The 10148-nt window shown below is 42.8% G+C and carries 17 protein-coding genes; 7 read left to right on the forward strand and 10 right to left on the reverse strand.

Annotation, left to right across the window (positions count from 1 at the left end):
- Positions 1-110: 110 nt before the first annotated feature.
- Positions 111-647, reverse strand: coding sequence for a chromate transporter (locus HMPREF9469_RS00115; protein ID WP_007857856.1), 537 nt, complete (start codon positions 645-647; stop codon positions 111-113).
- Complete coding sequence (locus HMPREF9469_RS00120; protein ID WP_007857858.1) at positions 644-1291, reverse strand: chromate transporter; 648 nt, start codon at positions 1289-1291, stop codon at positions 644-646. The genes HMPREF9469_RS00115 and HMPREF9469_RS00120 overlap by 4 nt, the downstream gene beginning before the upstream one ends.
- Before the next feature lie 718 nt (positions 1292-2009).
- Between HMPREF9469_RS00120 and HMPREF9469_RS31855 the strand changes: the two genes are divergently transcribed.
- On the forward strand, positions 2010-2159 hold the full coding sequence (locus HMPREF9469_RS31855; RefSeq protein ID WP_007857864.1) for a DUF6019 family protein: 150 nt from the start codon (positions 2010-2012) through the stop codon (positions 2157-2159).
- Positions 2160-2302: 143 nt separating this feature from the next.
- On the opposite strand, the gene HMPREF9469_RS00125 is transcribed toward HMPREF9469_RS31855, so the two are convergent.
- Positions 2303-2713 (reverse strand): SRPBCC family protein, encoded by a 411-nt coding sequence (locus HMPREF9469_RS00125; RefSeq protein WP_007857866.1) that lies wholly within the window; start codon positions 2711-2713, stop codon positions 2303-2305.
- Positions 2714-2904: 191 nt separating this feature from the next.
- Here HMPREF9469_RS00125 and HMPREF9469_RS00130 point away from each other — a divergent pair, with 191 nt between their 5' ends.
- The 4 genes from HMPREF9469_RS00130 (at position 2905) to HMPREF9469_RS00145 (ending at position 5000) form a co-directional block, all read left to right on the forward strand.
- Positions 2905-3462: a helix-turn-helix domain-containing protein gene (locus HMPREF9469_RS00130; protein WP_007857868.1), complete on the forward strand. Its 558-nt coding sequence runs from the start codon at positions 2905-2907 to the stop codon at positions 3460-3462.
- Positions 3463-3586: 124 nt separating this feature from the next.
- Positions 3587-4216: a CatA-like O-acetyltransferase gene (locus tag HMPREF9469_RS00135; RefSeq protein ID WP_007857871.1), complete on the forward strand. Its 630-nt coding sequence runs from the start codon at positions 3587-3589 to the stop codon at positions 4214-4216.
- A gap of 119 nt (positions 4217-4335) precedes the next feature.
- The gene (locus tag HMPREF9469_RS00140) at positions 4336-4527 is read left to right on the forward strand and encodes a hypothetical protein (protein ID WP_007857873.1); all 192 of its coding nucleotides are present in this window, start codon (positions 4336-4338) and stop codon (positions 4525-4527) included.
- 74 nt (positions 4528-4601) lie between these two features.
- A complete protein-coding gene (locus tag HMPREF9469_RS00145) occupies positions 4602-5000 on the forward strand; it encodes a hypothetical protein (protein WP_007857874.1) in 399 nt (132 codons plus the stop codon).
- 3 nt (positions 5001-5003) lie between these two features.
- Here the strand turns inward: HMPREF9469_RS00145 and HMPREF9469_RS00150 are convergent, their stop codons facing one another.
- The 5 genes from HMPREF9469_RS00150 to HMPREF9469_RS00170 all read right to left on the reverse strand — a co-directional run bounded on the left by HMPREF9469_RS00150 (position 5004) and on the right by HMPREF9469_RS00170 (position 8193).
- Positions 5004-5633, reverse strand: a complete 630-nt coding sequence (locus HMPREF9469_RS00150; RefSeq protein WP_007857876.1) for a DUF3267 domain-containing protein — start codon at positions 5631-5633, stop codon at positions 5004-5006.
- Between the two features lie 30 nt (positions 5634-5663).
- Entirely contained in the window at positions 5664-6182 is a 519-nt protein-coding gene (locus tag HMPREF9469_RS00155; RefSeq protein ID WP_007857878.1) for a nucleotidyltransferase domain-containing protein, read from the reverse strand.
- Between the two features lie 131 nt (positions 6183-6313).
- The gene (locus HMPREF9469_RS00160; RefSeq protein WP_007857879.1) at positions 6314-6850 is read right to left on the reverse strand and encodes an O-acetyl-ADP-ribose deacetylase; all 537 of its coding nucleotides are present in this window, start codon (positions 6848-6850) and stop codon (positions 6314-6316) included.
- A gap of 112 nt (positions 6851-6962) precedes the next feature.
- Positions 6963-7592, reverse strand: coding sequence for a cell wall hydrolase (locus tag HMPREF9469_RS00165; protein WP_007857881.1), 630 nt, complete (start codon positions 7590-7592; stop codon positions 6963-6965).
- Positions 7593-7866: 274 nt separating this feature from the next.
- Positions 7867-8193, reverse strand: coding sequence for a hypothetical protein (locus HMPREF9469_RS00170; protein WP_007857883.1), 327 nt, complete (start codon positions 8191-8193; stop codon positions 7867-7869).
- Positions 8194-8414: 221 nt separating this feature from the next.
- Here HMPREF9469_RS00170 and HMPREF9469_RS00175 point away from each other — a divergent pair, with 221 nt between their 5' ends.
- Entirely contained in the window at positions 8415-8765 is a 351-nt protein-coding gene (locus tag HMPREF9469_RS00175) for a hypothetical protein (protein WP_007857890.1), read from the forward strand.
- A 151-nt stretch (positions 8766-8916) separates the two neighbouring features.
- Here HMPREF9469_RS00175 and HMPREF9469_RS32270 read toward each other — a convergent pair whose 3' ends face one another.
- Together HMPREF9469_RS32270 and HMPREF9469_RS00180 are read right to left on the reverse strand one after the other, a co-directional pair.
- On the reverse strand, positions 8917-9087 hold the full coding sequence (locus HMPREF9469_RS32270; protein WP_007857895.1) for a hypothetical protein: 171 nt from the start codon (positions 9085-9087) through the stop codon (positions 8917-8919).
- Between the two features lie 277 nt (positions 9088-9364).
- Entirely contained in the window at positions 9365-9607 is a 243-nt protein-coding gene (locus HMPREF9469_RS00180; RefSeq protein WP_007857897.1) for a hypothetical protein, read from the reverse strand.
- A gap of 243 nt (positions 9608-9850) precedes the next feature.
- On the opposite strand from HMPREF9469_RS00180, the gene HMPREF9469_RS30975 reads away from it, so the two are divergent.
- Entirely contained in the window at positions 9851-10084 is a 234-nt protein-coding gene (locus HMPREF9469_RS30975) for a helix-turn-helix domain-containing protein (RefSeq protein WP_085952464.1), read from the forward strand.
- Positions 10085-10148: the final 64 nt, after the last annotated feature.

Genomic DNA, 10148 nt, shown 5'->3' on the forward strand with positions numbered 1-10148 from the left:
ACAAAAGCCTCATTATCGGAGATATCCAGATTTGCCTTAAAAGAAACACTAATATGGGGCATTTGAAATTTGACAGTCCGTGGCCCTCACCGCCAGGCATTAATGCCCCATCATCCGAACAAAAGCCCCAATAGAGCTCCTAACAGAATCGTCTTTGGAATAGACAGCTTAAGTTTATTCATGAGGAAACCTACAACTGCTGCAATCGCAACCAGGTTCCAGCCGATTCCCAAAGGTCCCTCTCCAGTCAAAAATGTCCCTCTGCTCTGCGAAACCACAACAGCGGCCAACATGCCGATACAGACAGGGCGGATTCCGGTAAAAAGCCATTCCAAATATCGATTACCCTTGAATTTCGTGATGAAATGTGCGGCCAGCATGCAGAGTGTCAGCGAAGGCATCATGGTTCCCAGATTTGCGCAGAACGCCCCCAGCCACCCGGCCGTGCGAAAGCCCACAAAGGACGCGCTGTTGATTCCCAGTGAGCCTGGGGTCATCTCCGCTACCGCCACAATATCCAGTACCTCTTCCGATGTCATCCATCCGTACCGGAGTACGATATCGCTGATGACCGGAATCATAGTCATCCCGCCAAAGCTGCAGAACCCCACCTTCATAAAAGACCAGAACAAAAGAAGATAGATCATGAATGACCGCCCCCTTCCCGTTTGTTATCCGCCAATCCGTCTTGAGCTGCTTGACGGTCATCCGTCAGTCCGCCTTGGGTTTTCCCGCCAGCCTGCTTCTGATCCCGAACAAAGCCCAGCGCCAGCCCGAACACGGCGCCAAGAATTACAATCATAGGCTTACTAAGGCTTGTAAAGGTGCACAAAAAAAAGGCCACAGCCATGATGACATAGCTAATCCTTGATACAAGCGCCTGTCCTTTTAATTTCCATGCCGCACCTATGATCACAGGAATGACCGCGCCTCTGACTCCATTCAGCACATGGCTAACCGCGCCAATCTGCTTCATCGCCGTATAAAAGTAAGTGACGATAGAAAACACCAGGAGCGCTGGTGTTGAAAGTCCCAGGGTAGCTGAAAGCGCTCCCACCGGACCGGCCACCGTATAGCCGAACATTACCGAAATATTCATGATCATCAGTCCCGGAAGAGATCGGCCTACGGACATAAAGTCAAGGATCTGCTGCTCCGTCACCCAATGACGCCGGTCTGCAAATTCTTCCTGCATCTGAGCCACAATCCCCCATCCGCCGCCGAAGGTAAAACATCCAATCTTAAACATGACACAGAAAATTGTGACATTCTTTTTCCACTTTTCCCACATATACATCCCCTCTTTCCCATTTATCATACCACTTTTCAGAAGGGACGTCCATCATGAAAAAGTCTTAACTCTTCAAAACAGGCAAAGCTAAAATCCTCATGGTTTCAACTTAAACCATGAGGATTAGAACATGCTCATTGTAATTTTGTAACGATCAAAGCCTATTGAACTATAGTATAAAGAGATACTCGTCCAGAGCCGTTACACCGCGAACAAGTTTCCCACGCGCAATACGGGCAGTTATCTTTTGAACTTTTTCCCAAAAACTCATATTTCCCATCCCAATAATTCACTGTAGAATTTCTGTAATTCTTTTTCATCCTGACAGTCGATCATAATATTTCCTATCACTTTTATGTTCTCCGTCTTGCTGGGATTACATATGTAATTCCCTTTAGTTTTAATCTCTTCCCAAACTGACCGGGGATGTATCGACCATCATTTCCACTGATCCTGATAAAACTTCAGCTCTATTATACCAGAACCCAGCCCACAACACTACTGCAGAATAAGCCTCTTATATCCCCTCATCCAAAATATAACCTCTGATTCTAACAGGTATGTATTACCTCCTGATGCTCTGAAAGATACCTCATCGCGGTACGAACCTTTGCACGTTTTCCGTAAGGTAATTTTAATGATTTCCATACTATGACATTACGCTAATTTATTCTATAATTTTAATAACATATATGAAACAATTTTAGGAGGATACCTTATGCATTCATCAATATTCTTTATGATCTTTAGCTTTATTTTGTATGTTGCCCTAATTATTGGATTCTTTGCTCTCGCATACTTCATTCTTAAGAAAGCAATTAAAAATGGTCTTATAGAAGCCTATAAAGAAATTCAAAAGCTTAAATGATCCTAATTCCATAACTACATCCTGGGGAGCCTTATTCGCTCCACAGGATTTTTCTTCTTTATTATGCAAAATAAAAGAACTACTAACTTCATGCCTGATAGTTAGCAGTTCCCTATTTATATATCGTTCAAAACCGGAAGCTGTCAATCGAGAAATTTTTTTAAATCTGTTATAAATTGTGTCTGCGCCTTTTTCAAATACGTTTGTTCAAATACACTTTTACCAATTGGCCTTATAGAAAGCTTTTCCGCTGTTACACTCGCTGTAAAGTCAATCTCTGTTTCACTGCCTTTGGATGCAAATACAAGGGTCCAGTGTCCTTTTGTATGGCTGTTTCTTACATCAAGCTCCCAGCGCTTGTACTGTTCAACCACAGTAACTGTAAACGTAGTGGAATAGCCATTGGGGGAATATTCTATAAACTGTTTTTCATCTATCAATTCTGTTCTGCTCACATCGCTTCGCCATGTATGATAATGTTCAACTGCTAATACGGTTTCCCATACTTTGTAACTATCGCACTGGATCATAGCCTTTATATTGGATGATGTCATATTCAATCCCTCCTATCTGAATTCCATTTCCTATTTACAGAATACACTAAGATCTATTAACTATCAATATAAAACTGTCTAGATAATAAATATCTTTCTTAACGTTTTGGAACGTTTATAATTGAAAATTCAATTTTTGTATGTTATAATATACAAAACGATATTATTCAATACAAACAAGAGGTATAAGAATGGAAAATATCAATTTGAATGTTGGCAAGCGGCTCAAATCAATTCGTCAGAACAAGGAGCTGTCTTTAGACGAGGTTTCAAACTTAACCAATGTAAGTAAACCTGCCTTAGCTCAAATTGAGCGTGGTGCTTCCTCTCCGACTATAAACACTCTATGGAAAATATCGAAAGGGCTTAAAGTTCCATTATCCTATTTCTTGCAGGAACAGGAGAACGATTTTCAGATTGTTGACTTTAAATCACATAAGCCAATTTTGGAATATGGTGAGTTGATGAAGACATATGCAATTTTCCCCTATTGTCCAACGCGGAACATGGAAATATTTTATATAGAATTTGCTGCTGGCTGTGATTATCGTTCCCAACAACATTTAGATGGAGTGGAAGAATATCTCTTTGTTATACAGGGAAAACTGCAGCTTGTTTTGAACGGCAGGGAAATTGTTGTTAAAGAAAAGCAATCTATCCGTTTTCGTGATGATATTCCTCATCAATACAATAATCCGTTTAATGAAATGTGCGCCGCCTATAACATAATATTTTACTTAAATGCATGAGCCGTTCATACAAACGGAACCACCTTTAACTTATATTGGAATAGGCACAAGGCAATTGCGTATGGTCAAGTATGTTTTAGGCAAATAGCGCAAATTTAGCAAATCCAACTTCAGGAGGGGCATGATGGCTAATATTTATAGAGTAGTGGATGAAAAATGCTGGGAAAGAGCAATGCATTGTATGATCTTTAGAAATAGTACTGAACCTGCCTTTTGCGTGACATTTGAAGTAGATATTACTAATTTCCTGCAAAAAATTAAGAAACAAAATTTTTCCTTTACAATTGCAATGGTATATGCTGTATGTAAATGTGCAAATGAAATAGAAGCATTTAGATACCGCTTTTTGGATGGAACTATTGTTTTGTATGATAAAATCGATACCGCTTTTACATATCTGAATCAAGATACCCAGTTGTTTAAGGTGGTTAATGTCCCTATGCAAAATAAGATTGAGGAATACGTGGAGTTGGCAGCAAAAACCGCAAGGGAACAAAAAGAATACTTTACCGGGCCTCTTGGAAATGATGTTTTCCAATGCTCCCCTATGCCGTGGATAACATATACTCATATTTCTCATACGAATTCAGGAAAGAAAGACAACGCAACGCCCCTGTTTGACTGGGGGAAATATTATAAAAAGAACGGAACATTCTTCATGCCAATATCGGTTCAAGCACATCACTCATTTGTTGATGGTATTCATATTGGAAAATTTGCAGATGGATTACAGAAATATATGGACGAATATTAATATATCTTAAACTAAAAAGCTTTTATAATAATCATTTGACACTTATTAATCAGTGTATATCTAGCGTTACTTTTTATGCAGCCCCTCTATACAAATTCACATATAAGGAGATGAATACCATGACAAATAAAAAATGGCGGATGTTAGCATGTATCTGCATCTTTGCCCCCATTTCCATTGAAATAGCCTTATTTATCATCACCTATCTGACGGATATGAACTTTGGGTACCTTGGTTTTTTTAGCATACTGGTTCCAGTGTTCCTATTGACCGCCCATCTTATTTCCAAATATAAAATAAAAGAGGACTAAGAGGTATCAACCATGAAGAAAAAACACGGATCCCATGAACCAGCCCGCCAGATCAACCCAAAAGGAGGCGCCGGATGAACCTAAAAACCATTAGCTGTATATTCCTTCTGGTAATGTCCGCTGTCCTCACCTTCTGCGGATGCACTCAACCAACGCCCGTCCTGTCAGACGGGACCTATGTTACAAGCGGTAATGAGACGGATTTTTTCCAGCCAGCCATTACCTTTGATCTGACAGAACACCGTTTTTCCTTTGGTTTCAATCCCTCATCATCCTACTTAACCGCGGGAACAATCTCTGTTGACAACGGCTATGTCACCGCAGCTACGGACGATGGGGCGTATACTTACATTTTTGAGATCAAGGACAAGAACACGGTATGTTTTGTCCAAAAAGGTTCGGATCCTGTCACTGTCATGAAAGGTGAATCTCCTGTGACAGATGGAACCGAATTCAAATTAACCGGTCAATAGCTGCTACCGCTCAAATGCAACCACACCGCATTCATAGGGGTGATCATAATAGACCACTGTCTTTCCTTTGGTCCTGTGCAGCAGCAGCTTCAGGATGATCAGACCATCTCCTCCTCCGCTGAAGATCATCATCACGGACAGCGCCGTCAGCCCCGGGTTTCCAAAACAGACCGCGGCCGCTGACAGCGCAAATCCCAGAATCAAAGTGGGCATGGCGGCACCTATGATGTACTGCCATTTGCTCAGAGGTTCCGAACAGGTGCAGTAGGGAGTCAGGGCCTGCCAGATCACACCAAATTCAATGGAGTGGAAATGTTTCTTTGCAAACATGCTCCATGTCAATCCATGGATTCCCTCATGTACCACGATCAAGAACAGGAACAGGGCAAACAGCCATATAAAACCGGCCCCAAAGTAAAAGTCTCCGCTGGGATTCTTCATACGATACAGAAAGATTACGATTCCGGCAAATGGCATCATTAATATGATCGCAAATATATTGGCCTGTATAATGCCAACTGTGAGATCAGTCTTCGTATACCCTTCTTTTTCCATGGTTTTACAGACAACGTCAAACTGCGTTTTCCGCTCTGATTCTTTGGGGCTTAAGTTTCGTTTGGATTCTTTTGTCATTTCGTATCACCTTCTGTTTGTTGATTTGTCTCATCCATTCTGCCGTTCTTCATTGCTCTGCGCCAACAGACTGTTGATGTTTTTAATATCATGCCTGTCAACCTCCCTCAATTCGTACCCGGTATGAAAGACGCTTTGGCCCATAGCTGAAATACAGGGGATCTCCCGCCCTTCCAACATGGTTTTACTGAAATAATCCGGCTCAAACTCATACCATCCTCCCTGCATATCGGCCTGCTTTGCCTTACCGTCACCAGAGATTACAAATGGATGGATGTCTATGTAACTCATTTCCGGATGATACAGTTCAATCCTCACAGGTCTCCAGTCTGTTGTAACCGAATAACCATGGGATACCAGAGTATCGATCAATTGGTCTGTGTATTGGGCGTCAAAATCAATGTCGATATCTCTGTGTTCCCGCGTTTGTTTTCCCACAAGCGCGTCTACTCCCCATCCTCCGTCTAACCAGTAACGGATTTCCAAACGGTCCAGCAAGTCCAGTACATCCATCAGGTCTTCTTTTGTTGCGGTTTCCTTTTTCGGCATCTCATTTCCCCTTTGTCTTTTTTATTTTCCAACATGATATGAATATTTTATCACAATATACTGTTTTTGTATAACCTACAGTTCAACAGGCGGTTCCCCTTGTATGGAACCGCCTGTTTTCGCCGCAATATTTAATTTTGCAACCCAAACACCTTTCGCACCACCATGTCATAGATCAGCTTTGTTCTCTCATCAAACAACACCCATACTATACGGTCCAGCTCCCCGTCATGTTCCTTCAGGAACCTGTCCATCTCATTGGCCGCAGTCTCCGCCGCAAGCTCCACGGGAAAATGATAGATGCCCGTTGAGATGGATGGAAATGCGATCTGCCTCACATGATGCTCCACTGCCAGCTGAAGGGAATTCCTGTAGCAGGAAGCCAGCAGTTCCTCCTCGCTGTGCGTTCCTCCGTTCCACACCGGTCCCACGGTATGTATGATGTACGTGCAGGGCAGCTGATATCCCTTTGTGATCTTGGCCTGCCCTGTCTTACAGCCGCCTAACAGCCTGCATTCCTCCAAAAGTTCCTTGCCTGCACCGCGGTGGATGGCGCCATCCACACCGCCTCCTCCTAACAGTGAGGAATTGGCGGCATTGACAATTGCATCCATGCCGCTTACCTTTGTAATATCTCCCAAAACCGTCTCCACAATTGTTTTATACATCCTGTCTCCTCTCCCTTCGCCACATAGTGTTTTCCTGTTTTTACCTATTATATCACATAATCCCAAGGCTGTCCCCCCTCTCTGTTCAAATCTTCAGACAGGGAATGATCACTCAGTAACAATAGCAATGGTATCTGGTTCGTATATAAACGCCATTTCCCTGCCGCCCTCCTGACTGCCATACCACATTGCCCGGAAGGACGCTTCCATTTTCCAACAGATACTTCGCATTGGCCCAGTTCTGAGGCGTAGGCTCACGGTTGTAATTTCCGTCCCTGGTACATGCATACTGCCCGCGCTGGAACACCACATCCTGGATCGTGTTGGGAAAGGACGGATGGCCCACCCGGTTGAGGACCACGGATCCCACGTACAGCTGCTCGTCATCCGGATAGGACTGTGCTTCCCCACAGATCACATGGGCCAGGATATATAGGTCTTCCTGGGTATAAGATGAAAACCTCAGGCCCGCAGGATTCGCAGCCTGAGCGCTGTCAACGGCCAGTTCCATGAGTGCCATTGAGTTTGCATCCAGTTTTTCAAAGACCGCCCTGCCCTCCTGACTCCCCCCAAATGTCCCTCTTTTCATCACATCCGCTGTGGATATAAGATCATTTATGACCGCATCTGCCTGGGCACAAAGGGTTGCCGCGGCGGCGCCATCCCCGTCCGCATATACCACTGCCGGGAAGGCCAGTGATAAAAGCAGTGCTGTTATACCGGTTTGTATTAGTTTCTTCATCATTGCTCCTATTCTCATAACTGCTTATTTCCATAATCTGCTTTTCTTTATATTTTATCCCAAAAAGCAGACATCTAATCACAGCCAAGGGGCACAGGGGAATGATGGGTACAAAACAAGGGGAAGAAAAAGAGAAGAAAAAGGACTAACAACGGAATAAAACGAAATAAAAAGGGATCCCTCGGCCGCGCCTGGGGATTCCCTCAATCAAGCTACTTCATGATCCATATTTACCCTCAGTGGACAAGGGGGCCTTTGAATGATATAGAGACTTCTATCTTATGCCAAGAACCTGGTCCGGATCCGGTTTAATCATGTTCCAGGCAGCCATTAATGCCTCCCTTAACTTTTCCTCCCCGACAAACTCAATCTGCTTATTCAGCACATAGGCGGTCCGCTCCTCGGGCCCCATCTGGAAATAATCATCCTCATCCCTGTATGTATCGCTTAAAAAGTTGTATTTGTTCACAAGCAGCTTTTTGTAAGCAATCTCCGCTATGGTCCACCGCTTTGTATGTTCCTCACTCATCACGTTAAAATCCACAAATATGATAATATCCAGATTCTGTTCACTTCGGTATTTTAAGGCTTCTACTCTCATAAGCGTCCTCCCAATCAGTTCCTATCCGCTTTCTCCATTATAGCAAAATTACGGCAATAACACCACTGTATTTTCAATTGTTTACACGATTTTCCATTTACAGGGAATTAAAGAACATGGCAGGGGATCATGTCCAATGATTTGGATTTCATTGAAAAAACAGGTGAATTTTTTGTAGAACTGTGTTAGAATTAGAACATACATTCGGCGGGAGGGCAATAATGGAACTACATGTAATATGGTTTATCATTCCATTTATATTATTGTGCGGCATTGTTTATTCGGTGCTGCGCGGCTATATTTACGGCGCAGTTTTGGCAGCTCTTTCTCTGCTTGCAGCACTGATCAACCTTGTTTATTATATTGCCGGTTTTTTCTTACATATCAAGATACGGAACACACTTGCCCTCTGTTTGTTCCTGGGGGTTATGTCTGCTGTCTGGCTGATGGCGGTACTTCCCTTTGCATACAGGCATTGGGCCAAACGGCCCTCCGTTTCCATGTGCCTGATCGTAAACGTATTCCTGATCCTCACCTGGAACATCCTTGTTTATATTTCTTATTTCCTGTGATGCCTGTCCCAGATGCCGGCGTACAGCAGCGCCCCCACTATAGCCACTATGAGCACAATTCCCTTTATGTCTTCCATAATGTCCCTTCCTGTCTTCAGACAGCCTTCTCTTTTCCGTCTTGTTTTTCCGTTCCATTATAGCATATGAATCCCTAAATTACACATTCTTTCATGTATTCATTCACATATCTATGGATCAGTCCTGCCCTTTTTTCTCCCAGTATATTTTCCAGTTCTCTCAAAGTGAGCTGTCCCTCCAGATACATCCACGCAATCCGGATCGCCTCACTACCAATCTCTGCTACAAGCTCCAGCTGTGTCATATTTCCCCCTCTTTCAGCACGTTTTTCAGGCAAATATAATTGCCAGCCTAATATTATATTCCTCACCATGCCGAAAGATTCCTGTATTCATGATAAAAAAAAATGACCAGTCGGGGAACTGGTCATTTTAGGAGAAGGTATTTCGTTTCTTATGGGGTGTAGCAAAAACTATATAATGTATTGGGGGGGTTACGTCTATTATAATAGCATATACCGCAAAAAAAGTGTGCACAAACTTTATGGGATATGAAAATTTATTTTATGCACTTTGCAGATATTAGGCAAACAATGGCTCCACATGGCCCCTGTTGGAGAAATCCAGAAGCGAAACCGGCCTGTCCTCCTCATCCTCTGCGTCCATGGCTTTATACCAGATATCCAGGGCTTTACGGACCGTGATCTCTGTGTCATGATAATAGTAAAGGCTTGCACCGGTATGGGTCACAACGTCTTCGATCAACAGCCGGGCGTCCTGATTCTCAAATAACACTTCATTCAAATTATACTTTGTAATTTTCATACAGGCACCTCCTCGTAAGCGAACATGTGTTTGTTTTCATATCATAATCATATCACGAACATACGTTCGTGTCAAGAGACTTAAATGAAATTGTAAATTCCAGTTCACACCTTAATGCAAGAGTAAATTCTATATTTCTGGAAATTAATCTTGCACAGATATTCGCCCTATTGTCCTTGATACTCATGCCTCCGTATAATGTACTTGCAGCTGATTGCCTGCCTGTGCAGATCGGAGATCATTATGAATAATAAAGGCAATCAGAAACATTTAACATTTGAACAGCGTGTTGATATTGAGAAAGGACTTACCGAGAATAAAAACTTCGCAGAAATCGGAAGAATGATCGGAAAAGCTCCTTCCACTGTATCAAAAGAGGTACGACTTCACGCACACACAAAAGAACGTCCTGATGCAGGATATACAAATTCACCATGCATTCATCGTAAAACTTGTAAAAATCGTTTGCCTTTGTAGTGAACAGTGTGGAACTCTTTGCAAGCTCTGCAGGAAACCTGATATGCGATGTATCAATGTATGT

This window comes from [Clostridium] citroniae WAL-17108 (assembly GCF_000233455.1).
In the GTDB taxonomy this organism is placed as follows: domain Bacteria; phylum Bacillota; class Clostridia; order Lachnospirales; family Lachnospiraceae; genus Enterocloster; species Enterocloster citroniae.

Bases quoted from the DNA above. Each gene is read 5' to 3' on its own strand.
- HMPREF9469_RS00145 (WP_007857874.1), top strand. From the start codon at position 4,602: ATGAACCTAAAAACCATTAGCTGTATATTCCTTCTGGTAATGTCCGCT.
- HMPREF9469_RS00175 (WP_007857890.1), top strand. From the start codon at position 8,415: ATGGAACTACATGTAATATGGTTTATCATTCCATTTATATTATTGTGC.
- HMPREF9469_RS00115 (WP_007857856.1), bottom strand. From the start codon at position 647: ATGATCTATCTTCTTTTGTTCTGGTCTTTTATGAAGGTGGGGTTCTGC.
- HMPREF9469_RS31855 (WP_007857864.1), top strand. From the start codon at position 2,010: ATGCATTCATCAATATTCTTTATGATCTTTAGCTTTATTTTGTATGTT.
- HMPREF9469_RS00155 (WP_007857878.1), bottom strand. From the start codon at position 6,182: ATGCCGAAAAAGGAAACCGCAACAAAAGAAGACCTGATGGATGTACTG.
- HMPREF9469_RS00120 (WP_007857858.1), bottom strand. From the start codon at position 1,291: ATGTGGGAAAAGTGGAAAAAGAATGTCACAATTTTCTGTGTCATGTTT.
- HMPREF9469_RS32270 (WP_007857895.1), bottom strand. From the start codon at position 9,087: ATGACACAGCTGGAGCTTGTAGCAGAGATTGGTAGTGAGGCGATCCGG.
- HMPREF9469_RS00165 (WP_007857881.1), bottom strand. From the start codon at position 7,592: ATGAAGAAACTAATACAAACCGGTATAACAGCACTGCTTTTATCACTG.
- HMPREF9469_RS00130 (WP_007857868.1), top strand. From the start codon at position 2,905: ATGGAAAATATCAATTTGAATGTTGGCAAGCGGCTCAAATCAATTCGT.
- HMPREF9469_RS00180 (WP_007857897.1), bottom strand. From the start codon at position 9,607: ATGAAAATTACAAAGTATAATTTGAATGAAGTGTTATTTGAGAATCAG.
- HMPREF9469_RS00150 (WP_007857876.1), bottom strand. From the start codon at position 5,633: ATGACAAAAGAATCCAAACGAAACTTAAGCCCCAAAGAATCAGAGCGG.
- HMPREF9469_RS00170 (WP_007857883.1), bottom strand. From the start codon at position 8,193: ATGAGAGTAGAAGCCTTAAAATACCGAAGTGAACAGAATCTGGATATT.
- HMPREF9469_RS30975 (WP_085952464.1), top strand. From the start codon at position 9,851: ATGAATAATAAAGGCAATCAGAAACATTTAACATTTGAACAGCGTGTT.
- HMPREF9469_RS00125 (WP_007857866.1), bottom strand. From the start codon at position 2,713: ATGACATCATCCAATATAAAGGCTATGATCCAGTGCGATAGTTACAAA.
- HMPREF9469_RS00140 (WP_007857873.1), top strand. From the start codon at position 4,336: ATGACAAATAAAAAATGGCGGATGTTAGCATGTATCTGCATCTTTGCC.
- HMPREF9469_RS00160 (WP_007857879.1), bottom strand. From the start codon at position 6,850: ATGTATAAAACAATTGTGGAGACGGTTTTGGGAGATATTACAAAGGTA.
- HMPREF9469_RS00135 (WP_007857871.1), top strand. From the start codon at position 3,587: ATGGCTAATATTTATAGAGTAGTGGATGAAAAATGCTGGGAAAGAGCA.